Genomic DNA, 25,280 nt, shown 5'->3' with positions numbered 1-25,280 from the left:
TGTAGGTATATATCGCTACTACATGCAATTGAGGTGTCTTGATGAGGGTTCATGTTACAGACTTAATAGATGGAGACCGCTTAACCAATGATACATTCAACGATTATGGTCTTCACGTACTCTCCAAAGGAACGGTACTTAACAACCAAGAAATATCAAGACTATTTCAACATCGAATTGATTATGTCGATATCGATTTGAGGGCTAGCGAAACTTCTGAAGGCCGGACGCTTGAATCAACAATAAACCCCAAATGGCTCCCAACCGTGCAGCCGCTGTACGAAAACGCTGTCAAAAATTTCGAGGGGCTGTTCACGAAAGCCTCTGCCTCCGGAAAAATCGATGATGCCGAGGTTTCGTCCATGTTCGGACCGCTTCTAAATAACCTGCAGCTTGAACGCGACGTTGTATCCATGCTGCTTTTGCTTAATACGAAAGACGATTATACCTACCAGCATTCTGTTCAGGTCGGCATGCTCTCCTATTACTTGGCTACATGGGTAGGCTATACGAATGAAGAAGCAGTTCAGGTTGGCAAAGCAGGCTTTCTTCATGATATCGGGAAATGCCGCATCGATGAACAAGTCCTGAACAAACCGGGTCGTCTGACAGAAGAAGAATACGAAGAAGTTAAAAAACATACTTTATACGGCCATGATATTATATTGCAATCATTCGATGAGCCCTTTGTCGCATACGGAGCGCTTCAGCACCACGAGCGCAATGATGGTACAGGCTATCCACATGGATTATCCGGCGATGAGATCCATCCCGTTTCCAAAATCATTGCTGTTGTCGATATCTATAGCGCAATGATCTCCCAGCGCGTATATCAGCAGAAAAGAGATTTGCTTTATGTATTAAGAGAGCTTTACCGTTTAAGCTTTAAGGAGCTTGACCCTTCCACTACGCATACTTTTATCCGCCATATGATGCCTAACTTCATCGGGAAACGCGTAGAGCTTGTGAGCGGCGAGAGTGGCATTATTGTCATGACGCACCCTACGGAGTTTTTTCGCCCGCTTATACAAGTTGGCGAGGATTTTATCGATATGGCCGTTGATCGCGAATATGAAATTCAGCATGTATATTTGTAAACCGTCCAATAAAAATTCAACTTCGAATTGCAGCTCGAGGTTGAATTTTTTTATTGTGTTTGGTGGTATGTAATCGTTAGCAACCGTATTCGTATTAACCTTTCAGAGCTCGCCTCTTCTTTTTGGAGGTGGGCTCTTTACTTTGTCTGTCCTTTACATCCGATTCGAAATCGAATAACCCCGCATTGTTTCTCAAGCCCCAAGAGAATTTGGGCATGCCATTAAAGCACGCAAATCTATCAATCTCATACAATAGCTATTAATTCTAGCAAAGGAGTTGATAGGATATGTCAAAGAACAGCAGCAACGGCAACAGAAGCAGTGGAAATCGTTCAGGAGGTGGAAATGTTCAAAGCGTTCTTTCACAGATCGGCGTTGGAACGCCTAATATTCGCATTCGAACTGTAGGATCGGAGCATACTGGCGTCTATTTGGGAATAACGGATGGTTCTGCCGTTATTAATGAGAATGGTGTCCCGCGTTATATCAAGCTGTCTAAAATTACGGCAGTCGAAGTTGGCGTTTAATGCGAAAGCGGGTGCTCATTCGTTTAAACACCTGGTTGTACAAGCTCATCAGTCAATCCACGAACAGCAATGCGCATAATAGGAATAGAGGAGATGGTTCAATTGCCTAAAAACAATAGCGGCGGCAACAAAAGCGGCGGAAGTCGTTCTGGCGGTAATAGAAGCAATGGAGCTCGTTCTGGGGGCAACCAAAGCGGAGGAAATCGCTCAGGCGGGATGATGTCCACGCAAAGCATTCTTGCAAAAATCGGCGTAGGAACTCCCAATATTCGTATTCATACAGAAGATGCTACCTTTACAGGTGTCTATTTAGGAATTAACAACGGGTCTGCCATTATCAATGAAGGAGGAATACCTCGGTATATTAAACTCTCTGCCATTACAGCCGTTGACGTAGGCGTATAAGCAACAAGCCTGATTCCCTTTCATCCCCCGTCTTGCGGGTCACAGTTCACCGCAAGCTCGGGGATGTTTTTTTGGACCCCATCATTTCGATTTGTCACTCCGGTATCCTACTATTCTAAAAGAGCTCATACTTGATATGGCTGAATGTAGCTTTCTATTTTTATTTTGACAATAGACTCTTTTTTGCTTCATCAGATAAATGAACTATTGGTTTTTAACTAATTAGTTTCAATCCCACAGCAGAGCCAAGCACTAATCCGATACACAAAACTCGCATAATACTACGTGGTTCTTTATAGAAGATCATACCAAGGATAGCTCCGCCAGATGCGCCGATTCCCGCCCATACAGCGTAAGCCGTTCCCATCGGGAGTGTTTTCATTGCCAATGATAAAAACACAAAACTAAAGCCAAATCCGGCAATCAAAAGAACTAGTGATCTCCAATCGCGCGAATGGTTAAATTTATTAATGAGTAATACTCCGATCATTTCAAAAACGCCTGCTACTATCAAATATGTCCAATTCATACCCCACTCACTTCCTCTTTGTTCTTCTTGCTTAGCATTTTCAGTCCAACCACTCCAATAAGCAACAGACCGATTAAAACTACTTTCGAAACTCTTATCTCAGCATCAAACAACGCGATTTCAGCTACCACTGTCCCCGCTGTCCCTAAACCGACAAACACTGCATATACCGTTCCGACCGCTATCGATCGAGCTGCCTTAATCATCAAATAAAAGCTAATGTATATAGCAATTACCGTACCAGCCCATTCCAAAAAACGATCTGCATGTTTTAAACCAATAACCCAACCAACCTCGAACATAGCAGCAATAATTACTGATATCCATGTTTTGTTCATGTCATGCTCCTCCTTATGCTTTTTTTGTTATTTTGGCCATAATGACCTAAAAAAAATAAAAGCCTAGGAAATAAACTGCGTTCGCAGTTTATCTCCCAGGCTTTTATCCCTCCGTGTCATAGCCAAAAGGCTATGCATTTCCTCTCGGACCAGACCAGCATTACAGCTGCGGAACCCTAGAAAATGTTTTGTATTCTGTTATTAGTTAAATAAATGCTATCATGTCATGTTATGTTTGTCAATTTAAAAGTTTATCCATTATGCTTCCCATTAGCATTGCTGTATAGAGTTAATTACCATCTTATGCACCATGTTAAGTACTCTGAAATTACAATTGGCTGAGTTTCTAGCATACGATACCTTCCCCATGTGCTTTCGTATTCAAACAAAAAACGCCCAGATCATGCTATAATCTCAAAAAGGGGTGATATCGTTGGGTTTCTTAATCGTTGTCATAATTTTTTTGGTGCTATTTGGTTTTTTCAAAAAAAAGAACAAGTAATTGAATATTCATTTTGTTACCTTTTGCGGATAATTACATAATCACGTGAATCTAAATCTACACGTTCTGGATCTTCAAGGTATTCACCGTTATTCTTCTTTACTTACGAACTTTGTCGCATCATCTTCAATAGCTAGTTTCATTGCCAAACCTTCATATCATGTATGCTAACAATTAATTTCTTGCAACCATGGTATATTCATCTTGTGATGATGAGGATTACAACTCGCGTCTTCTTTTCTCGAGTCTCTCCCCTACACGAAAGAGGGTTTTATTCGCATTTTTAGGCGGAGTTAACAAATATAGTGAAGAAGAACTGGATCTTGCAAGAGCTGCAGCGAAAGAAGCTCTTATAGTTTAAAGAAAAGCGCAGATATAAAGAGTTAAAGTCTTAGTTAATAAGCAACTCCCTCAACCGATGGGGAACCTTTAAGGTGAACGGACATGAATTTTATCGCTATTGACTTTGAGACTGCAAACTCATCAAGATCAAGTGCCTGTTCCGTGGGTATTGTTGAGGTAGAGAACGCTACTTCCCTATCTTCAAAACAAAAAAATTGTAGCGCATAATGCACCGATTGATATGAGCGTATTGCGTTACTGTATGGATGAATATTCACTTCAATATCCTACATTCAATTATTTCTGCACTTATTTGATCAGCAAAAGGCAAATTCCCGATATGCCTTCTTACAAACTTAATCTTATAGCCGAACACTTTGGTATATAGTTAAAGCACCACGATGCACAAAGTGATGCTCGGGCAGCAGCTCTCGTGTTATTGAAGTTTATGGAACAGGGACGATATACAGACATCATCCACATGATAAAAGCACAAGGATATGAAATAGGAGAAATATATCCAGGCGGATACTCTCCATTTTCAGCACCGGCAAGCAAAGTTCACCGATCATCTGTTATAGAGATACCTGAGAGCCCGATTACACCTTTAGCGGAAAAGAAAACGATTAAAAATACTGGTTTAAAGCTTACTAGCGGACAGAAAACAGATATAACAAAGAATCTGGATACAACAAAGTTAATAGTTGAAGTCAATTGGGACTTACTTAATCCGGAAATAGAAATTGACACCTCTGCTTTCATGCTCTATGAGGATGGGATATGCCAACGTGATGACGACTGCATTTTTTATGGAAATCCTGATACTCGAGATGGATCAATCTCATATTCAAAGATCAATTCCAATAAATCGCAATTCAAAATTGCCTATGATAAACTACCTATTCAGATTCAAAAAATCTCCTTCACTCTGACCATCTATGAAGGAGAAGAACAAGAACATTATTTTAGTCAAGTTGCTGAAATTACAATTCGTATGATTGACCCTTTGACTGGAAATGAGCTTATGAAATTCAGCTTTGGAGAAAATTTCACCAATGAAACGGCTATCATCATCGCAGAAATGTATGTGTACAAAGGCGAGTGGAAGTTTAATCCGATTGGAAAAGGCTTTTTCGGTGGTCTGAGAGCCCTATACGGAGAATTCGGTATTGAAGTAAGTGACGAAACAAACGAAGCTGCAGCATCTAGTGAATCGATTCCACCTAAAGCAGTTTATGACTACGACGAGGCTTTTTATATTGGTCATAACGTAGAACGGATCCGCCGAAGTCTAAGTTTCACTCAGAAACAATTAGCGTTGCAGATCGGATACAAAAGCGCGAATGCAGTATCAAGGCTAGAACGTGGCGAGGTCGAGCGTTTAACTCATGATCAGTTAATTAAGTTTGCTGAAGCCTTGAAATGCAATATTAGACAATTATTAACCTAATAATTTATAGCCTTTACGAGGCTATATTTTTTTACCCTATGACAAGAACGTGCGTTCCTAAGGGAGAGGAATTCTTACCTAAAATCAAATTGAAGATTTAAATCAACTAAATAATTAGGTCGCTGAAAGGAGCACGGGATACAATGCTAAACGTTAAAGTTAATCAGGGCACCGTTCGGGAGAATCATTCGCTCCTGCGACATGATGACATTCAACAAGCTGCCAACACTTACCGGCCACCAATCAAGCATACGATGCATTCCAGCGCCTCCAAACCCTTTAGTCTAGTACAGTAATAATGAACGCTCCCTTCGCCATTCTAAACGCGGTAGCGGAACTCATCATCAAGTGGTCCCCATAACACTATCTGTCCGTTTCTATATTCGTTGCAATACCCTTCGTTAAATGCAAGTGCAAGAACGCACAACGTTTCATCGTCCCCGTATTTTTCTAAAGTGTCAGAAGATGCTCCAACCACGTTCAATTCCGTGCGAATTTCCGAGTTGTTTGCGACAAGAATAAAAGCATCTTCTCCACCCTGACATTCGATTTCCTCAAGGCTATTAAGCACATTCAAAACCGCTTGTTTATTCATTTCAAATATCTCCATGTATTTGTGTATTCATCTACATCCCTTGCTAATATCCCTTAATGACAATTGGAATTGGTCATTTACCTCCTCGGTAAATACCCAATCACATAATAACACCACTACATAACTTAAAGAGTACTCAAAACGTAGGAGGTGCATGATTGATGTCCGGATTTGTTGGTGGTGCTAATCACAGCATTGGTTTTATTCTTGTACTATTTATTTTGTTAGTAATTATAGCGTGTAGTTGTGGTATTGGCAGTTTCGGCGGTGGCTGCGGTAATGTCGGCGGTCTCGGAGGCTACGGTAAAGGCTACTAATAAACGTTACAAACCATGTCCCAGTGAATCAGGTACAGTTCATCAATTACTTGGATAAAATAAGTTTGGGATAACTCGGCACCCGTTAACCACCCCTTCAGTTATTGGAGGGGTATTTCCTTTTAACTAAGTCACTCCATATTCAGTCAAATACATTACATAACCACCCTCACCGACTTAGGTAAACACACATATATTGAAACATATGATTCGGGAGGTACATCCATGGAGAATAATAAGGACATACGAGAAATTGAAATTGCCAGGTTGGCATTTATCGGTGCATCAATTGCCACAATAGGTGACGGAATTGCAGCATTAGCAGCCGGACTTGAATTAGAATCTTTAGAAAAGAATTACCAAATTCAAAGCAATAGCCGTCATGTTCCTGGTATAGAATCAAATATCACTCAACTTGATTATTATATAAATGAGCTAATACACTTTAGAAATATTGTTAGATAATTAGTTTGGGATGTATTTGTTTACATTGGATTTTCATTGATCTATCACCCATAAGAACTTAATTAATCCATACATTCAAACCTGTCATCAATTCTCCCCGTCACTAATATATGATTTAGCTATAATTTTGTTGGCTTCTCACCCCACTGATAATTCTCAGATACAATATCAATCTGTGGTTTTCCTGATCGGCTTTGCGTTCTTGGCGGCTTCTTAACGGAGTTCCCATGGCTCATCTAAACCATCAGCTTTGTAACGTTTAAGAATATCCTTAGCGTAAGGCAGGTTTCTCTTGAATGATGCACTTCTGTAATTTCAGTCAACGGATAGCAGGCGGTAATGGCTTGCGAGAAGCCGGTCAGATTGTTTACGCATGTGATGAGGATGTCTTGTACACCGCGGTTTTTCAGATCATTGAGCACACTGAACCAGAACTTCGCCGACTCGTTCTCACTGATCCACATACCCTGCACATTCTTGTTTCCGTCCAAATCAATGCCAATGACCATGTACGCTGCTTTGTTCACAATGGCACCATCTTGCTTCACTTTAAAGTGAATGGCATCGAGAAAGACAACCGCATACACGCCTTGCAGCGGACGGTTCTGCCATTCTTTAATATGTGGTACCATTTTGTTGGTCACGTTAGAAATGAGCGTTGGCGAGACGGTGATGCTATAGGTTTGCCAAATGATTCTGAATATCTCGCGTACATACACCCTTGGCGTAAAGCGCTACAATTTGGTCTTCAATGCCTCTTACGTTGGATTGATGTTTCTCTTGATAACGAGCGGTTCGAACTCGTCTTGACGGTCCGCGTGGAACAGCGATTTCCTGCTCAACGTACTCGCTCATCGCCGTCTTACGACTTTTCCCATTTCGACTATTCGTCGTCGCTTTGGTTTTCACATCTATCTTCTCGTAGCCCAGATGCGTATCCATCTCAGCCTCCAGCATCTCTTGGATCGTCTCAGCAATGAGGTCCTTCAAGGCGCTTTGAGCATCCTGAGCTGTCATCAGTTTATTCTCTTTAATAAACGCTCGCAGTTGCTCTTTCGTCCACGGTCCCATATGTTCTCCCCACCTTAGTCACAGCTATGCTTCATATCTCATCAACAAAGGTGTCGACATTTGCCTTGTTAAAAAGCTCCTGCGATATGATGATATTCAGCAAGCTGCCAACACTTATGGCCACCAATACACGGAATGAAATCACTAGTGATGTGCGAATTTTAAAAAAAACGGTATCATAATGGTATCACGGTGCTTTCAAATGGTTTACAACTGAATAAAAAAAAGCCCCGCATACCGTGATATTAATCACAGCAGGCAAGGCCTTCCTCATGATATGGTTACCCGATAGAACCTTCCATCTCAAACTTGATCAAACGGTTCATTTCTACCGCATATTCCATCGGCAGCTCTTTCGTGAACGGTTCGATAAAGCCCATTACGATCATTTGCGTTGCTTCAGCTTCGCTTAGACCACGGCTCATCAAGTAGAACAACTGATCCTCAGAAACCTTCGACACAGTAGCTTCATGCTCAAGCGTAATGTTGTCGTTCATAATTTCATTATAAGGAATCGTATCGGATGTCGACTCGTTATCAAGAATGAGCGTATCGCATTTGATGTTCGCCTTCGCGCCATCGGAGTTGCGACCGAAGGAAGCAAGACCGCGGTAAGTTACTTTTCCGCCGTGTTTGCTGATCGACTTCGAGATAATCGTGGAGCTTGTATCCGGCGCAAGGTGAGTCATTTTGGCGCCCGCATCTTGATGCTGGCCTTTGCCGGCAACTGCGATAGACAATACCATGCCTTTCGCACCGCGACCGCGTAGAACGACTGCTGGGTACTTCATCGTAAGCTTCGAGCCGATGTTGCCGTCTACCCACTCCATCGTAGCATTCTCGTCAGCTACCGCACGTTTCGTAACGAGATTGTAGATGTTTGGAGCCCAGTTTTGAATCGTCGTATAGCGCACTCGTGCGTTTTTCTTAACCAAAATCTCAACAACCGCGCTATGAAGCGAGTTGGTGCTGTATACAGGTGCCGTACAGCCCTCAACGTAGTGAACGGAGCTATCTTCGTCCGCGATAATAAGCGTACGCTCGAACTGGCCCATATTCTCCGAGTTAATACGGAAGTAAGCTTGCAAAGGAACTTCGCATTTCACGCCTTTTGGCACGTAGATGAAGCTTCCGCCTGACCATACCGCACTATTAAGCGCTGCGAATTTATTATCGTTCGGAGGAATGATCGTTCCGAAATATTCTTTCATCAGCTCAGGGTACTCGCGAAGCGCCGTATCCGTATCCGTGAAGATAACGCCTTGCTTCTCAAGATCCTCTTGCATGCTGTGGTATACGACTTCGGACTCGTATTGAGCCGAGACGCCTGCTAGAAACTTCTGCTCAGCTTCAGGAATTCCCAATTTGTCGAAGGTTTCTTTAATTTCGGAAGGAACCTCTTCCCAAGTCTTGCCTTGCTTATCCGATGCACGAACATAATACTGAATGTCGTCGAAATCGAGTTCATCCATGTTGCCGCCCCATTTAGGCATCGGCATTTTGAAGAACTGCTCCAATGATTTCAGACGGAATTCCAGCATCCATGCAGGCTCGCCTTTAATATCCGAAATCGTGCGAACGATTTCTTCCGTTAACCCTTTGCCTGATTCGAATACGGCTTTGTGCTCGTCACGGAAACCATACTTATAATCTTCCATTTCCGGCATTGATTTAGCCATGGTCATTCACGCTCCTCTTCAATCTTGTTTAATGTGATTCTTGCTGCTGCTCGATGCCCTTGCGCAAAGCATTCCACGCGAGCGTCGCGCATTTGATCCGTGCTGGGAATTTGTTTACACCCGAAAGTGCATCCAGTTCCTCATATTCATCAAATTCAACCGGTTCGCCCTTCATTAGCGCCGAGAACTTCTCAGCCATTTCAAGCGCCTCGTCGAATGTTTTTCCTTTAACCGCTTCTGTCATCATGGAAGCAGAGCTCATGCTGATCGAACAGCCTTCGCCGCTGAATTTCGCGTTCGTTACTTTACCTTCAACGACCTGGAGCTGAAGCGAAATCCGATCGCCGCAAGTTGGGTTGTTCAGGTTTATCGTTACGGACTCTTCATCCAGCGTTCCACGGTTACGAGGGTTCTTGTAATGATCCATTATAACTCTACGATATAAATCATCCAATTGCATGACCGAAGAACTCCTTTGTTTGTAGTAAGGCATCGGCTAAGCGGTCAATTTCATCTTCTGTATTATATAAATAAAAGCTTGCTCGGGCCGTTGCCGATACGTTCAGCCATCTCATGAGCGGCTGGCAGCAATGATGCCCCGCGCGAATCGCAATTCCTTTGGAATCAAGCACCGTCGCAACGTCATGCGGATGCACATCCTCTAAATTGAAGGTTACGAGACCAACGCGGTTTTCCTTTGGACCATATAAAGTGACGCCATCGAGTGATGATAACTTTTCGAATGCATAAGAAGCCAGACGTCTCTCATGTTGATCAATTTCTTCAAGGCCAATTTCCTGCAAAAAGTCGATTGCTGCCCCAAGTCCGACAGCGCCTGCAATAATCGGCGTGCCGCCTTCAAAGCGGTAAGGGATCTCTTTCCAAGTGGACTCGTATAGATCAACGAAATCAATCATCTCGCCGCCGTATTCGATCGGTTCCATTTTGTTAAGCAGCGCCTTCTTGCCATATAATGCACCGATGCCCGTAGGACCACACATTTTATGACCGGAAAAAGCATAGAAATCCACGTCCAAATCTTGGAGATCGATTTTCATATGCGGCGTGCTTTGCGCCCCGTCTACCACCATGATAGCGCCGTTGCGATGTGCGATTTGCGTGATTTCCTTGATTGGATTAATCAACCCGAGTACGTTGGAAACGTAAGTAACGGACACCACTTTAGTCTGCGGCGTGATCGTTTTCTCGATATCCTCCAATGAGAGGGTACCATCAGGCTGCATGGGAATATATTTCAAGGTTGCTCCCGTCGCCTTCGCAGCTTGCTGCCAAGGGATAAGGTTGCTGTGATGCTCCATCTGCGTTATTACGATCTCATCGCCTTCGCCGCACATGGCGCGGGCATAGCTGGAAGCGACCAAATTCAGGGCAGTCGTTGTCCCCCGCGTAAAAATGATTTGCTCGGGCGCACCTGCGTTTAGAAACTTGGCGACCTTCTCGCGCGCTCCCTCATAGGCATCAGTCGCCCTGGAACCAAGCGTATGCACACCGCGATGAACGTTCGCGTTATCCAGCTCATAGTACCGATTAACCGCATCAATGACGGAGCGCGGCTTCTGCGAAGATGCCGCGCTGTCCAGATAAACGAGCGGATGCCCGTTTATTTCTTGATGCAATATCGGGAATTGCTCCCGAATCGCATTTATATTCATCCCTCAAGCTTCCTTTCGAGCAAACGCTGAAGTTGACCGCGAACCGCCTCGACTGGAATTTCCGATACGACCGGTGCCAAAAAGCCGTAAATAATTAAACGTTCAGCGTCTTGCTTAGATATACCGCGCGACATCAGGTAATAGACCTGCTCGGGGTTAACTTGCCCTACGCTTGCCGCATGTCCGGCAGTTACGTCATCTTCATCTATAAGCAAAATCGGGTTGGCGTCGCCGCGGGCTTTCGGGCTGAGCATGAGTACCTTCTCAGTCTGAACGCCGTTCGCTTTCGTCGCGCCTTTCTCGATCTTTGTAATTCCGTTAATGATCGCCGAAGCTGAATCTTTCATAACCGCGCGGGTAACCATGTTGCTGTCCGAGCTCTTGCCGAAGTGAACGGCTTGTGTCGTCAAGCTGTTTTGCTGCGCGTTCTTGCCGACGCTAATTACTTTTGCATCCGAAGTTGATCCGGTTCCCTTTAGGATGGATTTGGTGTCGGACAACGTGTTGCCGTCATTCAAATCACCGATAATCCATTCCATTTGCCCATCATTTTCAATGACCGAGCGTCTGATCGACAGATCCACACCGGTCTCGCCCATATGATGGATCGAGCTGAAACGAACATGAGCGCCTGGCTTCACGAACACTTCAACGATGGATGGGTGTACGAAAGGAGCGCTGCCAGCGCCTGGCTCAGACACTACGCAGTCTACGTAAGTAACCCGGCTGTTGCTGTCTGCAACGATTAGAATATGCGGAGCGAACGTCGCCTCTGCAGAATCGTTGTAGAAAATAGCCTGCAACGGAAGCTCAACCTCTACGTTTTTAGGAACGTAAACGAATACGCCGCCATTCCACAATGCGGAATGAAGAGCTGTCAGCTTATCTTCATTTTTCGCTACTGCTTGGAACAAATATTTCTGAACGAGCTCGCCATGCTCCTTGCACGCCGTCTCTAAATCTGTGAAAATGATGCCTTTGCTGGCATATTCGCTTGAAAACTCTTTCCAGACGATGCCGGAGTTGCGTTGCACAAGCAAGTTTTCAGTGCCTTCTGTAATCAATTCGCGAACGACCTCTGGAAGCTCGCTTGTTGCGCTAACCGCTGTCGGCTGCTCGTAGCTGCCTACTGCCGTCAAATTCCAACGTTCAATCCGAACCTTCTCCGGCTTAGGCCAGCCTAATGTTCCGGCAAGCTCAGCCGATTCTCCGCGCAGCTCGACAAGCCAGTTCGGCTCGCCTTTGCTGCGTGCCAGTGCTTCAGCAGCTTGGCGGGTTGTCGGAGTAGTTAATTGTGTACTCATCCGTTATGCCTCCTTCTCCGCTTAAGCCTGGCCGACCGTTTCGTCTACGATGCCAAGTTCTTCTTTAACCCAATCATAACCTTCGTTTTCCAAACGCTCCGCAAGCTCAGGGCCGCCTGATTTGACGATGCGTCCTTGCATCATCACGTGCACGTAATCAGGGGTAATATAGTTAAGCAAACGCTGATAGTGAGTAATAATCAAGAAACCGCGATCTTCCGAGCGCATTGCGTTAACGCCTTGCGATACAATGCGAAGCGCATCGATATCAAGACCGGAATCGATCTCGTCAAGCACGACGATTTTAGGATCAAGCAGCATCATTTGAAGAATTTCATTCCGTTTTTTCTCGCCGCCGGAGAAGCCTTCATTCAGGTAACGGTGAGCGAACTCAGGGTTCATTTCAAGTTCCTTCATCTTGCTTTCCATTTTGCGGATAAACTTAATGAGTGAAATTTCGTTGCCTTCGCCAAGACGTGCGTTCAATGCGCTGCGAAGGAAGTCGGAATTCGTTACGCCAGGAATTTCGCTTGGATATTGCATTGCGAGGAACAAGCCTGCAAGCGCACGCTCGTCAACGCCCATTTCTAGAATGTCTTCACCGTCAAGCACGGCAGTGCCTTCTGTTACTTCATATTTAGGATGTCCCATCAAAGCGGATGCCAGCGTAGATTTACCGGTACCGTTAGGGCCCATGATCGCGTGAATTTCTCCACCTTTAATTTCAAGGTTGATTCCTTTTAAAATCTCTTTTCCGTCGATAGCCGCTTTCAGGCCCTCGATGACAAAATGCGTTGCCATAATATGCTGATCCCTCCAAGGTTGGTTTAATTCGCTCAGTCACATCTAAATAGAATAGACTTTCTATTATAGAGTGATTCTCAATGATTCTCAATAATCATTTTAATATAGTTTTTGTTATAAATCAATGCGAGTTGTCTTGCAGTAGCTGATTTTGTCTATTTGCATCACTGAAAATTCAATGAAATACAGCTCTTCAATGGGTTTATTTCGGGCAGAAAAAATATATGCCGCCCGTCTGTAATTCTCAATTAGAAATGCACGCCTCCTATCATGCCCATGCTTTATAGGCTCAGTGCCTGTTTAACCTTGTCCACTTCAGCCTGAAACTTTTCATCATTTAGTACGGGGATGTGCGCCTGCTGTTTTATTTCCTCTTCCAGTCTTACCCAAGATTTGCATCCATTATAAGCGGGAAGGTTAGCTATTTCTGCTGGAATCTCCAAACGGTATACGCGAAGGACCAGTACGTGCAGCGGCTTTGTTTTTTTCCATCGCAGCCGTTCTTCCGCAAATTCGTCTGTCCATATATGCAGATCCCGCAAACGGTCCAGCGTCTGCTGATCGGTTACCTCGATATCCATAACGACGGTAGCATATGCATCAAGCTGTACGGTCTCGCTGTCCAGTGACCAGCCTTCCAGCGTATCATCCAGCTCGTCCTTATAGGCGTCTTTAAGCAGATGCTTTTTCTGGTGCTCGTATGCGGGCATTAAATAGAAGTTCGGGCTCAAAAGCTGAAAATCGCGCGTCTCCTCTATAATTCCGCCTTTGCGCATGACGATGATCTGCGTCCCTTCAATAAGCGCTTTTACGCTGACGGCCCATTCCTTTAAAGCGATGTTTTGAAGCTCATTTGGCGTCTCCATTGTGCATCCCCTATCCATCTAGTCTATAATTGAACATATTATATCAAACGAAAGTATTCCAAGGCGAAATAATATACATTATACTATGTTGAGATGAATACTGGGCATTGCTGCCCGACAACTATAATTCGGAGGTGGACAGCCATGTCTGCATATCATCCATTAACGGAGCAAGAAGCAATAGAAATAGCATCATCCCTCGACGGGTTCTTCCCGGGCGGAGCAAATCTATCCAGCCGTGAAATCGGCGACGGAAATTTAAATCTCGTCTTTCACATAACGGACTCCGTCAGCGGCAAGAGCCTGATTATGAAACAAGCGCTGCCTTATGCTAAAGTAGTAGGCGAGTCTTGGCCGCTTACGCTGGATCGCGCGCGCATCGAAAGCGAGAAGCTTTCATTAGAAGGAGAGCTCGCTCCCGGCCTCGTACCAGTCGTTTATAAGTATGATCCTGAGCTTTATTTGACCATTATGGAGGATCTTAGCGATCATGTTATTATGCGTCAAGGGCTAATCGGAGGCACGCGCTATCCGAAATTCGCGGATGACATCTCTACCTTCATTGCCCGCACCTTATTTTTCACTTCCGATTTAGGCATGAATCAGCAGAAGAAGAAGCTTCAGGTAAAAGCGTTTATTAATCCGGAGCTTTGCAAAATAACCGAAGACCTGATTTTTGATGATCCGTACACGGATTCTCCGAACAACAGCTTCGACCCAGCCATTCGCGATGCTGCCGAAGCTTTGTGGCAGAATGAGCAGCTCCATCTTGAAGTTGCGATTCTTCGCGATAAGTTTCTAACGAACGCGCAAGCGCTGCTTCACGGAGATCTGCACACCGGCAGCGTATTCGTTACGCCTGAGTCCACCAAGGTAATCGACCCGGAATTCGCATACTACGGTCCAATTGGTTTCGATATCGGCGCGGTAATCGCGAATTTGCTTCTTAACTTCGCAGGCCAAGAGCATTGGATCGCTGATGCAGGCCAACGAGCGGAATTCCGCCAATATTTAACCGATACGGTACGAGATGTATGGAACCTGTTTGACCGCAAATTCCGCGCGTTGTGGAATGAGCATGGGCTGGACAGATTGGCTTCTTCCGCTCCCGGTTATCAGGATTATTACATGCAGCGCGTGCTGCAGGATACGATCGGCTTTGCCGGTTGTAAAATCGTGCGCAGAATAGTCGGACTATCACATGTCGTAGACATCGACCGTATTCCGGATGCGGCTTCCAAGGAGAAGGCCCAGCGCTTGGCGCTTGCAATCGGAACGTCGCTAATCCTAAGCAACCGCAGAGCGCAATCCATTGAAGAAGTTATCGATATCGCATTATCGCAGGCAAATAACTGAAATAGACAGAGAGGATTTGACATCATGACAATAAACTATGCTGGCTTGCAATCCGTGATTTGGAGAGAAGATAGGCTTGATTTGCTCGATCAACGGCTTTTACCCGAGGAAATTGTATATTTGCCGTTGTTAACGGCAGAGGATGTATGGGAAGCAATTCGCCATCTTAAAGTACGGGGTGCGCCTGCCATCGGCATTTCAGCTGCCTACGGAGTCGTGCTTGGCAGTCGTAATGAGCAGTCCTTAGACACATGGCAGGCGGAAGTAATCAAGCAAGCCGAATATTTGGCAACGTCGAGACCGACCGCAGTAAACTTGTTCTGGGCGCTTGACCGCATGAAGGCTGCCGCTGCCGGCTTCGCAGCAAAGGGCATCTCGCTCGAAGAATGCAAAGCCGCTTTGTTATCCGAGGCCTTTGCGATCCAAAGCGAGGATGAGGAAACGAATAGGATGATTGGCGAGCATGCGTTGTCTTTATTCAAAGATGACATGGGCGTGCTTACACATTGCAATGCCGGAGGCTTGGCGACAGCCAAATACGGCACTGCGCTCGCACCGTTCTACTTAGCGCTGGAACGCGGCATTACCTTGCGCGTATATGCCGACGAGACCCGTCCAGTCCTACAGGGTGCTAGGTTGACAGCCTTTGAACTACAGCAAGCAGGCGTAGATGTAACGCTCATTTGCGATAATATGGCAGGCATGATCATGGCTAAAGGTTGGGTCGATGCGGTTATCGTAGGAACGGACCGGGTAGCGGCAAACGGTGACGTGGCTAACAAAATCGGTACCTACAGCGTTGCTGTACTGGCGAAGGCGCATGGCATCCCTTTCTATGTAGCAAGCCCGCTGTCAACAATCGATTTGAACACGCCGACCGGCGCGGGAATTCCGATTGAAGAACGCAGCGCGGAGGAGATTACTGAAGGCTTCGGCAAGCGTACCGCGCCGCAGGGCATTAAAGTATATAATCCGGCATTTGATGTTACGCCTAATGAATATGTAACTGCAATCATTACGGAGAAAGGCATCGTTGAGGCACCGTACGATGTCAACCTGCGCAAACTATTCGAATCCTAATTTATTGCTGATAAAGACAGCCCTAATCCTTCGCTTAGCGACATCCAAGCCGAAGGATTAGGGCTGTTAACTGTCGATTTACAGCATTAACTGAAGCGCTTCGTAGCCTTTCATGCCTGCTACGATTCCGATTGACTCTGCCGTGGTTGTAACCGACTCCAACGGGGCAGCCATTAGCTCTTCAAGCGTTCGAACGCCAACGGCGCGCCCGGCCAAAATTTCCCGGTCCTTGAGACGCTCGTTAAGCAGCGATACGTCCAGCGCGCCGCACATAATATATCCTTTATCCGTCATAATCGCGAGCAGCGTTGTTTTGGGCAGCTTCACTTCAACGCCAAGAACGGTTTCTCCATTCTCAAGTGTGAAAGGAACCATCCGCATCATATAGGATCCACCCCCTTCAAACCGCATAGTAAGAGGCAATGCACTGCAACCTCATTATATGCAAGAAATATTTTGGCAGTGTTGGTTAAATGCACATTAATGGCATTACATGAAACCTCTTTTTAGTGGTATATTAGTACTACATCAAACAGTCCGGAGGTCCTATGGAAAAACAAAGCTCATCCCAACGCCAATCTTCCTTTGTTTTCAACATCGAGGTACTTGTAGAAGGGAAAAACAACGCAGAAGCTTTGGAACAGCTGCTTCAATCACTCAACCGTTCAGGATTCATTGATTACCGCGTCTTGTCCGGCATTCAGCTGGGAGAGCAGATCGATAAGCGGAAAAAGAACGCTGCGGAGATCCTTGACATCCCAATTCTGCCGAAACCCATTGAAAACGTTATCATTTCTAAGCAGCAGCCTGCAGCAGCCGCAAGCAAAGATGAAAAAAAGCCCGCAAAACAAACGGACAAGCCCCAGACTGAATCGTTAGACGAGTTAAGCTACTATGATAAAATTAAATCGATCATGAAAAACAACACGTTAATAAGGCTCATTGTCAACAAAGGGCTTGGCATCAAGTTAAATATTCCTTGCAGGGTTATCAATTTGGATGAATCCGAAAATATCATAACCGTGTACCACGTTGACGAAAAGCAGGTTTATACGTTCCGAATGAATGAAATTGAAGACTTTTTTTACTGATGAATAAGTAGAAACGCCTAAAGGCGTCCTTTCAACAGACGCAGTCGTTTCGGCGAAACGTATAGAGAAAGGACAAGCAAATCCATATATTTCCCTATACGTCAAGAACAAACGGATGCCATCCTCAGCAAGAGGAAGGCATCCGTTTCTCGTAGAAATAGAACAATACTTTATCGCGTGAAACACATAAGACTTATATTTCGAAAAAAAGGTGATCCAAGAGGCAGCTAGCCTTTGAATCACCTTCTTTTATACATAGCCGGGGGTAAGCATCTGTTCGATATTATCGCTTGAAACGGGTGGACTCCAGAAGAAGCCCTGCATCTCATCACATTTGTGCTTGCGCAAAAATTCCATTTGCCCTTCTGTTTCTACTCCTTCGGCGATAACTTGAATATTAAGGTTATGCGCCATTGCGATGATCGCAGCGACGATCTCGGCATCGTTCGGATCCTGCTGGATATCACGTACAAAAGAGCGATCGATCTTCAATCGGTCAATTGGAAAGTTTTTCAAATAATGAAAGGAGCTATACCCCGTACCGAAATCATCTACGCTAATATTGACGCCTAATTCCGTTAAATCCAATAAGCATCTTGATACATGGCTGACATCCATCGTCATGGATTCGGTGATTTCAAGGTCAAGATACTTGGGATCTAGGCCTGTTCTAGTGAGTACATCGGATACCTTGCTTGCTAGATCGTTCTGCACGAATTGTCTGATCGATAAGTTCACGGATACAGGTATGAATGGAAGTCCGGCTTCCTGCCACGCTTTGTTTTGCCGGCACGCTTCCTCAAGCACCCAGTCGCCGATTTGAACAATCATTCCGCTTTCTTCGGCTAACGGAATAAAGCTTCCTGGCGGGATCATGCCTCTCTGCGGATGATTCCAACGGACGAGCGCCTCAACGCCAACCATCGTTCCCGATCCAAGATCATATTGCGGCTGATACTGAAGAACGAACTCACTGCGCTGTATCGCACGGTACATTTCATGCTGCAGCGTAAGCCGCTCAAGCGAAGAATTGCTCCAGCTGTCCGAATAGAGCAAGCAATCGTTTTTGCCGCTTTCCTTTACTTTGACGAGCGCCATATCCGCCTTCTTAATCAATGAATAGCTGTCATCGTTCTCGTCTTGGTTCGTGACAAGGCCTATGCTTGCCGTAATGTGTAAGGGAAACCCGCTCAGCTCATATGGCTCTTCAATGGCTTTGAGCAGCTGTCTGGACAACTCCAGCAAATGCTTCTCCGATTGCACGTTGCAGTACAATAAGGCAAATTCATCGCCTTCCATCCGAGCCGCGAAATCATTGTCAGAAAAGTCGCGATTAAGCCTCTCGGCAACCTGCATAAGCAGAATATCGCCGAACTCCCGTCCGAAGGAGGCATTGACCAGCTTAAACCGATCCAAGTCCAAATAACAAATGCCAACTACCCGATCTTCTTCCTTGGCTCTCGCCAGCGTTTCCGTAAGCTTCATCTGGAATAAGGTTCGATTCGGCAATCCTGTCATATCATCGTAATAGGCCATATAACGGATTCGTTCCACATTCCGCTTGCGGTCGCTTAAATCTTGGCTGATGATCACCGTGCCAACTACTTCGTCCTCTTGCATCATCGGTGAGCAAACGACCTGCAGCTCGAGCGGGAAGCCTGAACCGTGTGTAATGTTGATGTTAATTTGTTTCGTTTCGCCTTGAAGGGCACTCTCGAACGTTTCGTTCAACAAAGGCCGGCTGCCGGGATCGACGATACGGTCGATAGGCTCGCCTAGCAGCTCCGAGCGATGATAGCCGAGCGTGCGGCTTGAAGCTTCGTTCATTTCCATGAACTTGCCCTTTTTATCAAGCACCGCTAGCGGTACTGCATCTGATCTTAGCAATGTTTCCACGATGGCCGTATGGTAGTTTTGGAAGCTTAACGATTCGCTTCGTTTTATATAGACGATTATCGCTGTAACGAATAACGATGCCGCAATAGCTGCAGCCGTCCATTTGTACATATCGTTAGAGATAAGCAGCAAAGAAACAGCAACCCATACTAATGCCAGCGCTGTAAGCAAGCAACTAATAATAAATGACCCATTTAACGATTGCCTCAGTTGCTGTCGTTTTGTTTGATTAGGAAAACCATCCATCCGTTTCATTACGCACAAACGTCCTTCCTCTATTTCGAGTCAAGTGAGTGTTCGCTTTATTATAAACGATGTATGCCTTCTGGTATAGAAATATTTACTAAAGCGAATTATTATGCACTTTCTATCCCGTGTATTGTATCTTCATTCCTTTTAATGTCATTATATTTGCTTATTCTTTTGTTGTTTTTTTCATAGCGGCAATAATGACGCATGTCCACCCTGCGAGGATCGCTACTCCGCCTAGCGGGGTAACCATCCCAAGCTTGCTAAAGCTCGTAAGAGCAAGGATATAAAGACTGCCGCTAAAAATAAGCATCCCTGTAAAAATAAGCCTGCCGCCGCTTAGCACCAGCTTTCCTGCACCTATTTGCTTCGCGAACAAAGCGATCAGCATAAGTCCCAATGCGTTATACATATGGTACCGGACGCCTGTTTCGAAGATTTCCAAATAATGATCCGTTATTTTATCTTCAAGCCCATGTGCTCCGAAGGCTCCTAAAGCGATAGCTATTGCGGCATTCAACGCGCCAATTGCAAAATATTTTGGAAACATGTAGTTTTCAATCCTTTCAAATTTGTGTATAATTTTACCGTAATTAGTAAAGGAGACGATATAAATGGATAATGAGCCTACTAACTTCCCTAATCAAAATTCGCCTACCGAGCCTTTTGGATCCAAACCGATTTTCTCCAACGAGCCGGCTGCAGACTTCGGTCCCAAGAAGCAATCCGGTCTCGGCATTGCAGCTTTCATCATTGGGTTAGTTGCCATTGTATTGCTAATCATCGCTTTTGTAACAGGCAGCAGCTTCACGGATCAGCTTGCGGGCTCAGACATTCTCATCACGGATCCCGAGGATCCGGCGGCCGTTCAGGCAGCGCTTGATTCGCTTGGAGAAACCGTGTTCGCTTCGATGGTCATCGCTGTTCTATGCATATTCGGAGCCGGCTTCATCGCTTTCGTAGGCTTGATTCTAGCGATCATCGCAGCATGCTCCAGTAAACGCCGCAAAATATTCGGAGTCATTGGCATTGTCCTTAACGTTGCAGTCATCGTCGGCGGTATCAGCTTATTCATAGCGGGCATCGGTTCGCTTGCTGCCAATATCGTTCAATAGGTAGCCTTTCAATAAAGTCTGCTTCAGCCGCCTAAGCGCGCTTGAAGCAGACTTTTTTGTTTGCTCATTACTTGACCAGCATCCTCGTTCTGCTGAAGCCCTCTTTGGTCTTTATGACTTCGAGGCAGGCTGGAAACGCATCCTTCAGCTCCTGCACATGCGAGATAACGCCAATCATTCTGCCAGCCTTCTGCAAATCCACAAGCGTGGCGATCGCCTTTTGCAGCGACTCCTCATCTAGCGATCCGAAGCCCTCGTCTATAAACATCATCTCGATCGTCACGCCGCCCATATGGGATTGTATGACGTCGGTCATGCCAAGCGCGAGGCAAAGCGAAGCATTGAATTTCTCTCCGCCCGATAACGACTTCACGTCGCGGTTCTGTCCTGTATAGGCATCATATACGTCCAGGCCTAGCCCGCTTTGCTTGCCTCGCGTTTCAAGCCGGTCGCTTCTCTGCAAGGAGAATTGGCCGTTCGACAAATCATGAAGCCTCGCGTTTGCAGCATGAAGGATTTGTTCCAGGTACTCGATAAGAATATAGCGCTCAAACGATATTTTCAGAGCATTATCTCCTTTAAGCATATGGAATACGTCCATCATTTCCTCCAGCGTTCCTTCCAGCGCCTTCACCTGCCCGCTCGCTCTGCTTATTGATGCTGCCAGCCGCTGCGTGGTCTCGGCCGTTCGCGAGGCGCCTTGCGAGGCTGCCTGCAACGCCTCCAGCTCGCGTTTAAGAGCCGAGAGAGACTCCTCTAACTGCAATAATGGCATGCGCGGTTTGCCGGCAAGCTCGCTTTGCAGCTCTATAAGCTGCTGCATAACGGACCCGTGCAACGTTTGATATGCAGAAATTTCTTTCTTCAGCTGTTCTCTTGATGCTTCCGGCAATACCGCTTCACTATATTGCTCAATCGCAAGGAAGCCCGCTTTCTCCAATTCATGCCGCAATCTCTGCTCGGCATGCTCCTTGCTGAGCGCCGCTTCCCGCAGCTGCTCCGCCGCTTGATCGGCATATGCTTTATGCTCTGCGAGCTTTGCTGTCCGGGCTTGAAGCTGCTCCTGTGCGGCAGCCCAAGCTTTATGCATGCGGTCTGACAAGCTCTGCTGCTCATTGAGCTTCTTGCTTAGCTGCTCAGACGAGCGCAGCGTATCCGGCACCCGCAGCAGCTCCCGCTCCATGGCAGACTGCTGCGAGGTTTTCTCGATCGCGAGCTGCTGCCGTTCCTGCTGAAGCTGATCCTTCGCAGCCATCTGTTTCTCCAGATGCTGCTCCTGACGTTCGTATTCCTGCTTCAGCTCCGGCAGTTGCTTTGCTTTGGCTAGCAGCTTATCCAATTCATCCTTAAGCGAACGCCACTGCTTCGCAAGCTCTGCCCGCTGCTCTTCCATCCGTTCGGCCTGCAAGCCGAATTCCGCAAGCTCTCTCGCCTCTTCTTCCCTTGTCGCGCGCGCTGCCGCGGCTTGCGCACGCGCCTCAAGCCATTCGCGCTCCACGGCGGCTAACTGCGTCTTCACTTCCTGAAGCCTCAGCCTGCTAGGCACTTCGGTTCCCGAACTCGCTTTAATAGGATGCTCCTCGCTTCCGCATACGGGGCATGGCTTCCCATCATGCAGATGAGCAGCCAGCAATGCTGCCTGTCCTTCGATCCAAGCGGATTCGAGAAGGTCATGCTCCTCCTTCGCTTTGGAGAAGCTTAACGCGAATTGCTTCTCAAGCTGTGCGATGCGCGCCATTTCCTTCTCCACCTCGACGAGACGCTTGAGCTGTTTCCCTTGCTGCTCCACCAGGCGAAGCTTGTCCTGCATATCGCCGAGCCCCGCTGTTTCAAGCTCGGTGGCCTTAATCAGCGCATTCGCAGACTGACGCGTCTCGCGGAGCTGAATGAGCTCCGCTTCTGCTTGCTGCAGCCTGATGGCGCACGACCTTTCCGCTTGTATCAGCTTGTCGATGGCTTGCTGCTGGCCTGCCAGCTTCTGAACGACCGGCACAAGCTCTTGCAATCGGTTAAGCTCGCGTTCAGCCTCACGGCGTTCGGCAGCCCGCTGCTCCTCTGCGGCATACATTTCAACAGCCTGAAGCTGCCCGCGTTCGGCAGCCTCAAATTCGGCGGTTCGGATGGAAAGCTGATTTTGTTTGGCAGAAGCATCCGTGTTTGCCCGCTCCGCCTGCTCCTTGTAGGGCGTAAGATTAGCCGCTTTTTCCGCAAGCGCGAGCTGCCTTTCTTTTGCCTCGTAAATGGGTTTTTGTACGTTTAATTGCTCCAGCTGGCTCTTCTTGCGGTCATGCTCTTCATGCTTGCTGTTAACTGCCGCGGCTAAGCGCAGCTTCAATTCCTCTGATTCGAGCCGTACCGCAAGCGCAGCCTTCTGCGACTCTGCTTCGCCTGCAAGGTTGGCATAAAACGTTATTTCCAGCTCCAGCGCCTCAAGCACCTGAGCCGCGCTGAATATCTCCTGCCTCAGCGTGCTATACAGCTGTCCTTCCGCTCGTTCAGGAAGCGATTCCTGCACTTGCTTCAGATAAACCTGTTCAGTCGCCTTCGCTTCCTTCAGCTGATCCTGGAGTGCGCGGTGCTTCTGCTGGAACCGACTCTCCAGTCGTTCATAAAGCTCCGTTCGAAATATTCGGCGCAATATTTCTTCCTTATTATCCGTATCCGAAGTCAGCAGCTTGCGGAATTCGCCTTGCGGGAGCATGACGATCTGGCTGAACTGGTCCTTCGTCAAGCCGATGATTTGCTCCAGCCGCAAGTTGACATCGGAAATAATGAAGCGATCGACTGCCGGCACAGCCGCACCGCTCGTCGTTTCGTAGAGCTCCGCTTTGCCGCCGGTCTCGCTTTTATTGCTGCCCTTGCGATGCGGCATTTGCCGGATGACCATATAGCTTCTGCGTCCTAGCGCGAATTCAAACTGAACGGAAGTATGTACGTCCTCAGGGGCAAAATGGCTGCGGAGCATCCGTGCATCCGCCCGGTCCTCTCCGCTTGCCGTTCCATAGATCGCAAAACATATCGCATCGAATATAGACGTCTTGCCCGCACCCGTATTGCCTGAAATAACAAATAAACGCCGGTGCTCCAGCTCGCTGAAATCAATCGTCTCCGTATCTCGATAAGATCCAAACGCGGTCATCGACAGCTTGATCGGTCTCATAAGGCGCCTCCCTCCTCACGCAGAAGCTCGGCATAGGTTTCCGCGAATAGCTTTCTCTTGGCCTCGGCAAGTGGCTGGCCTTTGACCTCCTGATAGAAGGCTGAGAACAGCTCAATCGGATCCGCCTCCCGCCTTCTTGAAGCGCCTCCCGAATCCGAGCCCTCAGCAGCGATAGCATCGCTTCCCGAAAAAGACGAACGACGCTCAACATGCAGCGCATTCGGATATACCGCACGGACCTTCTCCATCGGGAACAGTACGGGATTGTCATTGAGAAGCGTGACGAATACATAATCCTCATTCACCGCATGTTTCTCGATCTCTTCGATGGAGGCAGCGATGCGGCGCATATTGCGCAGCGGCTGCAGCTCGCGCTTCTCAATCTTCGCTCCGCCCGATGCGTCTAAGTCGATGACTAAATATCCTTTTACGTGATTCTCTTCCGAGATTGAATATTTGAGCGGCGAGCCCGCATACCTTATCGTATCGTTCTTCACGAAATGGGACTGGTGCAAATGGCCGAGCGCCGTATAATGAAACCGCTCGAAATATGCAGCGCTCACATGCTCGGCCCCGCCTACCGACAATGGACGCTCTGAATCGCTCGTATTCTGCTCGGGTTCTCCTGCTGCCGTTACGAAGGCATGGCCAACGAGCACATGCCTCGCGTTCTGCTGCATGCCTGCCGCGAGTCTGGCTGTTATCGCGCGCATGGCATCATCATGCGTTTTGACCGATTCATCATTCAGCACGTAGCGTACCTGAGCGGGATCGGCAAACGGAACGAGGTGAAAATGCACCTCTCCGTATTCATCGCGAAGCACAATCGGCTCCATGCTGCCGCGCAGCTGGCCGGCCAAATACAATCCGTGCTTCTCCATCATTTTGGTACCGAAATTGATGCGGTCAGGACTGTCATGGTTGCCCGAAATCGCCAGCACCGTCGTCTCTAGATCAATGACAATGCGACTAAGCAGCTCGTCCAGCAGCTCAACGGCGTCCGTTGGCGGAACCGCCCTGTCATATAGATCGCCGGCAATAATAACAGCATCCGGGCGCTCCAGCTCGATCGCTTGGAGCAGCTGCTCCAGCACGTACCGCTGATCCTCCGTCATGTATACACCTTGCACGAGCTTGCCCAAATGCCAGTCCGCGGTATGAAATATTTTCATTCGTTGCAAACACCCTTTCCTCGCACAGTGAACTCCAATCGATTCACGCTAACTCCCTAGCCTTTATATTACCATTCGTATATATGCATCGCATAGTGCGGTACACCTTACCGAACAAAGGCAGCTTATAGCTTGCGCATCCCGCCAATACGCGATAAAGTTAACCATGCTTCAATTTTCCATTCCGTTTTCATGAC

At 46.9% G+C, this 25,280-nt stretch carries 25 protein-coding genes, 1 pseudogene and 1 riboswitch; of the genes and pseudogenes, 11 read left to right on the top strand and 15 right to left on the bottom strand.

The genetic code is table 11. The features are described from left to right. Positions 1–41 precede the first annotated feature (41 nt). From AC0YN3_RS26385 to AC0YN3_RS26375, 3 genes are all read left to right on the top strand, one after another. Positions 42–1,097 (top strand): HD-GYP domain-containing protein, encoded by a 1,056-nt coding sequence (locus tag AC0YN3_RS26385; RefSeq protein WP_475777893.1) that lies wholly within the window; start codon positions 42–44, stop codon positions 1,095–1,097. A 287-nt stretch (positions 1,098–1,384) separates the two neighbouring features. After that, the gene (locus AC0YN3_RS26380) at positions 1,385–1,624 is read left to right on the top strand and encodes a hypothetical protein (protein WP_475777892.1); all 240 of its coding nucleotides are present in this window, start codon (positions 1,385–1,387) and stop codon (positions 1,622–1,624) included. A 102-nt stretch (positions 1,625–1,726) separates the two neighbouring features. After that, positions 1,727–2,029 (top strand): hypothetical protein, encoded by a 303-nt coding sequence (locus tag AC0YN3_RS26375; RefSeq protein ID WP_475777891.1) that lies wholly within the window; start codon positions 1,727–1,729, stop codon positions 2,027–2,029. Positions 2,030–2,243: 214 nt separating this feature from the next. On the opposite strand, the gene AC0YN3_RS26370 is transcribed toward AC0YN3_RS26375, so the two are convergent. Together AC0YN3_RS26370 and AC0YN3_RS26365 are read right to left on the bottom strand one after the other, a co-directional pair. Continuing rightward, a complete protein-coding gene (locus AC0YN3_RS26370; protein ID WP_475777890.1) occupies positions 2,244–2,558 on the bottom strand; it encodes a DMT family transporter in 315 nt (104 codons plus the stop codon). Further along, positions 2,555–2,896 (bottom strand): DMT family transporter, encoded by a 342-nt coding sequence (locus AC0YN3_RS26365; protein WP_475777889.1) that lies wholly within the window; start codon positions 2,894–2,896, stop codon positions 2,555–2,557. The genes AC0YN3_RS26370 and AC0YN3_RS26365 overlap by 4 nt, the downstream gene beginning before the upstream one ends. A 90-nt stretch (positions 2,897–2,986) precedes the next feature. Next, a riboswitch (guanidine-I (ykkC/yxkD leader) is annotated at positions 2,987–3,087 on the bottom strand. A gap of 894 nt (positions 3,088–3,981) precedes the next feature. Between AC0YN3_RS26365 and AC0YN3_RS26360 the strand changes: the two genes are divergently transcribed. Both AC0YN3_RS26360 and AC0YN3_RS26355 read left to right on the top strand, forming a co-directional pair. Next, positions 3,982–4,128 carry a hypothetical protein gene (locus AC0YN3_RS26360; RefSeq protein ID WP_475777888.1) on the top strand — a complete coding sequence of 49 codons (147 nt, stop codon included), beginning with the start codon at positions 3,982–3,984 and terminating at the stop codon, positions 4,126–4,128. Positions 4,129–4,188: 60 nt separating this feature from the next. Further along, positions 4,189–5,190: a TerD family protein gene (locus AC0YN3_RS26355; protein ID WP_475777977.1), complete on the top strand. Its 1,002-nt coding sequence runs from the start codon at positions 4,189–4,191 to the stop codon at positions 5,188–5,190. A gap of 319 nt (positions 5,191–5,509) precedes the next feature. Here AC0YN3_RS26355 and AC0YN3_RS26350 read toward each other — a convergent pair whose 3' ends face one another. Next, positions 5,510–5,785 carry a hypothetical protein gene (locus AC0YN3_RS26350; RefSeq protein ID WP_475777887.1) on the bottom strand — a complete coding sequence of 92 codons (276 nt, stop codon included), beginning with the start codon at positions 5,783–5,785 and terminating at the stop codon, positions 5,510–5,512. Between the two features lie 161 nt (positions 5,786–5,946). Between AC0YN3_RS26350 and AC0YN3_RS26345 the strand changes: the two genes are divergently transcribed. Next, complete coding sequence (locus tag AC0YN3_RS26345; RefSeq protein WP_475777886.1) at positions 5,947–6,102, top strand: hypothetical protein; 156 nt, start codon at positions 5,947–5,949, stop codon at positions 6,100–6,102. Between the two features lie 225 nt (positions 6,103–6,327). Continuing rightward, the gene (locus AC0YN3_RS26340; protein WP_475777885.1) at positions 6,328–6,567 is read left to right on the top strand and encodes a translation initiation factor 2; all 240 of its coding nucleotides are present in this window, start codon (positions 6,328–6,330) and stop codon (positions 6,565–6,567) included. Between the two features lie 236 nt (positions 6,568–6,803). Here AC0YN3_RS26340 and AC0YN3_RS26335 read toward each other — a convergent pair. The 7 genes and pseudogenes from AC0YN3_RS26335 to AC0YN3_RS26305 form a co-directional block, all read right to left on the bottom strand. Then, positions 6,804–7,584: pseudogene (locus AC0YN3_RS26335) on the bottom strand (IS256 family transposase). Positions 7,585–7,919: 335 nt separating this feature from the next. Beyond that, the gene (sufB, locus tag AC0YN3_RS26330) at positions 7,920–9,317 is read right to left on the bottom strand and encodes a Fe-S cluster assembly protein SufB (RefSeq protein ID WP_183569274.1); all 1,398 of its coding nucleotides are present in this window, start codon (positions 9,315–9,317) and stop codon (positions 7,920–7,922) included. Between the two features lie 28 nt (positions 9,318–9,345). Then, on the bottom strand, positions 9,346–9,777 hold the full coding sequence (sufU, locus tag AC0YN3_RS26325) for a Fe-S cluster assembly sulfur transfer protein SufU (RefSeq protein WP_183569276.1): 432 nt from the start codon (positions 9,775–9,777) through the stop codon (positions 9,346–9,348). Beyond that, positions 9,764–10,990, bottom strand: coding sequence for a cysteine desulfurase (locus AC0YN3_RS26320; RefSeq protein WP_475777884.1), 1,227 nt, complete (start codon positions 10,988–10,990; stop codon positions 9,764–9,766). Before AC0YN3_RS26320 ends, sufU begins: the two co-directional genes overlap by 14 nt. Next, positions 10,987–12,294, bottom strand: coding sequence for a Fe-S cluster assembly protein SufD (gene sufD / locus AC0YN3_RS26315; RefSeq protein ID WP_475777883.1), 1,308 nt, complete (start codon positions 12,292–12,294; stop codon positions 10,987–10,989). The genes AC0YN3_RS26320 and sufD overlap by 4 nt, the downstream gene beginning before the upstream one ends. 21 nt (positions 12,295–12,315) lie before the next feature. Beyond that, complete coding sequence (gene sufC / locus AC0YN3_RS26310; RefSeq protein WP_475777882.1) at positions 12,316–13,095, bottom strand: Fe-S cluster assembly ATPase SufC; 780 nt, start codon at positions 13,093–13,095, stop codon at positions 12,316–12,318. A 284-nt stretch (positions 13,096–13,379) separates the two neighbouring features. Further along, positions 13,380–13,964: a DUF1802 family protein gene (locus AC0YN3_RS26305; protein WP_475777881.1), complete on the bottom strand. Its 585-nt coding sequence runs from the start codon at positions 13,962–13,964 to the stop codon at positions 13,380–13,382. 144 nt (positions 13,965–14,108) lie between these two features. Here AC0YN3_RS26305 and mtnK point away from each other — a divergent pair, with 144 nt between their 5' ends. Further along, entirely contained in the window at positions 14,109–15,320 is a 1,212-nt protein-coding gene (mtnK, locus tag AC0YN3_RS26300) for an S-methyl-5-thioribose kinase (RefSeq protein WP_475777880.1), read from the top strand. A gap of 24 nt (positions 15,321–15,344) precedes the next feature. Then, positions 15,345–16,400, top strand: coding sequence for an S-methyl-5-thioribose-1-phosphate isomerase (gene mtnA / locus AC0YN3_RS26295; RefSeq protein WP_475777879.1), 1,056 nt, complete (start codon positions 15,345–15,347; stop codon positions 16,398–16,400). 78 nt (positions 16,401–16,478) lie between these two features. Here the strand turns inward: mtnA and AC0YN3_RS26290 are convergent, their stop codons facing one another. Beyond that, a complete protein-coding gene (locus AC0YN3_RS26290) occupies positions 16,479–16,784 on the bottom strand; it encodes a YunC family protein (RefSeq protein WP_475777878.1) in 306 nt (101 codons plus the stop codon). 164 nt (positions 16,785–16,948) lie between these two features. On the opposite strand from AC0YN3_RS26290, the gene AC0YN3_RS26285 reads away from it, so the two are divergent. Continuing rightward, positions 16,949–17,491 (top strand): hypothetical protein, encoded by a 543-nt coding sequence (locus AC0YN3_RS26285; RefSeq protein WP_475777877.1) that lies wholly within the window; start codon positions 16,949–16,951, stop codon positions 17,489–17,491. Between the two features lie 249 nt (positions 17,492–17,740). On the opposite strand, the gene AC0YN3_RS26280 is transcribed toward AC0YN3_RS26285, so the two are convergent. Together AC0YN3_RS26280 and AC0YN3_RS26275 are read right to left on the bottom strand one after the other, a co-directional pair. Further along, positions 17,741–19,642 carry a putative bifunctional diguanylate cyclase/phosphodiesterase gene (locus tag AC0YN3_RS26280; RefSeq protein ID WP_475777876.1) on the bottom strand — a complete coding sequence of 634 codons (1,902 nt, stop codon included), beginning with the start codon at positions 19,640–19,642 and terminating at the stop codon, positions 17,741–17,743. A 160-nt stretch (positions 19,643–19,802) separates the two neighbouring features. Then, complete coding sequence (locus AC0YN3_RS26275) at positions 19,803–20,186, bottom strand: DUF423 domain-containing protein (RefSeq protein ID WP_475777875.1); 384 nt, start codon at positions 20,184–20,186, stop codon at positions 19,803–19,805. Between the two features lie 64 nt (positions 20,187–20,250). Here AC0YN3_RS26275 and AC0YN3_RS26270 point away from each other — a divergent pair, with 64 nt between their 5' ends. Continuing rightward, positions 20,251–20,751, top strand: coding sequence for a hypothetical protein (locus AC0YN3_RS26270; RefSeq protein ID WP_475777874.1), 501 nt, complete (start codon positions 20,251–20,253; stop codon positions 20,749–20,751). Between the two features lie 67 nt (positions 20,752–20,818). Here AC0YN3_RS26270 and AC0YN3_RS26265 read toward each other — a convergent pair whose 3' ends face one another. Both AC0YN3_RS26265 and AC0YN3_RS26260 read right to left on the bottom strand, forming a co-directional pair. Next, complete coding sequence (locus tag AC0YN3_RS26265) at positions 20,819–23,911, bottom strand: AAA family ATPase (protein ID WP_475777873.1); 3,093 nt, start codon at positions 23,909–23,911, stop codon at positions 20,819–20,821. Continuing rightward, on the bottom strand, positions 23,908–25,083 hold the full coding sequence (locus tag AC0YN3_RS26260) for an exonuclease SbcCD subunit D (RefSeq protein WP_475777872.1): 1,176 nt from the start codon (positions 25,081–25,083) through the stop codon (positions 23,908–23,910). The genes AC0YN3_RS26265 and AC0YN3_RS26260 overlap by 4 nt, the downstream gene beginning before the upstream one ends. Positions 25,084–25,280: the final 197 nt, after the last annotated feature.

The organism is Paenibacillus sp. J22R232 (assembly GCF_056269165.1).
This window is presented reverse-complemented; position numbering and strand designations above follow the sequence as displayed.

Coding starts and splice junctions, on each gene's coding strand:
- AC0YN3_RS26385 (WP_475777893.1), top strand. CDS start 42: ATGAGGGTTCATGTTACAGACTTAATAGATGGAGACCGCTTAACCAAT.
- AC0YN3_RS26380 (WP_475777892.1), top strand. CDS start 1,385: ATGTCAAAGAACAGCAGCAACGGCAACAGAAGCAGTGGAAATCGTTCA.
- AC0YN3_RS26370 (WP_475777890.1), bottom strand. CDS start 2,558: ATGAATTGGACATATTTGATAGTAGCAGGCGTTTTTGAAATGATCGGA.
- AC0YN3_RS26365 (WP_475777889.1), bottom strand. CDS start 2,896: ATGAACAAAACATGGATATCAGTAATTATTGCTGCTATGTTCGAGGTT.
- AC0YN3_RS26360 (WP_475777888.1), top strand. CDS start 3,982: ATGAGCGTATTGCGTTACTGTATGGATGAATATTCACTTCAATATCCT.
- AC0YN3_RS26355 (WP_475777977.1), top strand. CDS start 4,189: ATGGAACAGGGACGATATACAGACATCATCCACATGATAAAAGCACAA.
- AC0YN3_RS26350 (WP_475777887.1), bottom strand. CDS start 5,785: ATGAATAAACAAGCGGTTTTGAATGTGCTTAATAGCCTTGAGGAAATC.
- AC0YN3_RS26345 (WP_475777886.1), top strand. CDS start 5,947: ATGTCCGGATTTGTTGGTGGTGCTAATCACAGCATTGGTTTTATTCTT.
- AC0YN3_RS26340 (WP_475777885.1), top strand. CDS start 6,328: ATGGAGAATAATAAGGACATACGAGAAATTGAAATTGCCAGGTTGGCA.
- sufB (WP_183569274.1), bottom strand. CDS start 9,317: ATGGCTAAATCAATGCCGGAAATGGAAGATTATAAGTATGGTTTCCGT.
- sufU (WP_183569276.1), bottom strand. CDS start 9,777: ATGCAATTGGATGATTTATATCGTAGAGTTATAATGGATCATTACAAG.
- AC0YN3_RS26320 (WP_475777884.1), bottom strand. CDS start 10,990: ATGAATATAAATGCGATTCGGGAGCAATTCCCGATATTGCATCAAGAA.
- sufD (WP_475777883.1), bottom strand. CDS start 12,294: ATGAGTACACAATTAACTACTCCGACAACCCGCCAAGCTGCTGAAGCA.
- sufC (WP_475777882.1), bottom strand. CDS start 13,095: ATGGCAACGCATTTTGTCATCGAGGGCCTGAAAGCGGCTATCGACGGA.
- AC0YN3_RS26305 (WP_475777881.1), bottom strand. CDS start 13,964: ATGGAGACGCCAAATGAGCTTCAAAACATCGCTTTAAAGGAATGGGCC.
- mtnK (WP_475777880.1), top strand. CDS start 14,109: ATGTCTGCATATCATCCATTAACGGAGCAAGAAGCAATAGAAATAGCA.
- mtnA (WP_475777879.1), top strand. CDS start 15,345: ATGACAATAAACTATGCTGGCTTGCAATCCGTGATTTGGAGAGAAGAT.
- AC0YN3_RS26290 (WP_475777878.1), bottom strand. CDS start 16,784: ATGATGCGGATGGTTCCTTTCACACTTGAGAATGGAGAAACCGTTCTT.
- AC0YN3_RS26285 (WP_475777877.1), top strand. CDS start 16,949: ATGGAAAAACAAAGCTCATCCCAACGCCAATCTTCCTTTGTTTTCAAC.
- AC0YN3_RS26280 (WP_475777876.1), bottom strand. CDS start 19,642: ATGAAACGGATGGATGGTTTTCCTAATCAAACAAAACGACAGCAACTG.
- AC0YN3_RS26275 (WP_475777875.1), bottom strand. CDS start 20,186: ATGTTTCCAAAATATTTTGCAATTGGCGCGTTGAATGCCGCAATAGCT.
- AC0YN3_RS26270 (WP_475777874.1), top strand. CDS start 20,251: ATGGATAATGAGCCTACTAACTTCCCTAATCAAAATTCGCCTACCGAG.
- AC0YN3_RS26265 (WP_475777873.1), bottom strand. CDS start 23,911: ATGAGACCGATCAAGCTGTCGATGACCGCGTTTGGATCTTATCGAGAT.
- AC0YN3_RS26260 (WP_475777872.1), bottom strand. CDS start 25,083: ATGAAAATATTTCATACCGCGGACTGGCATTTGGGCAAGCTCGTGCAA.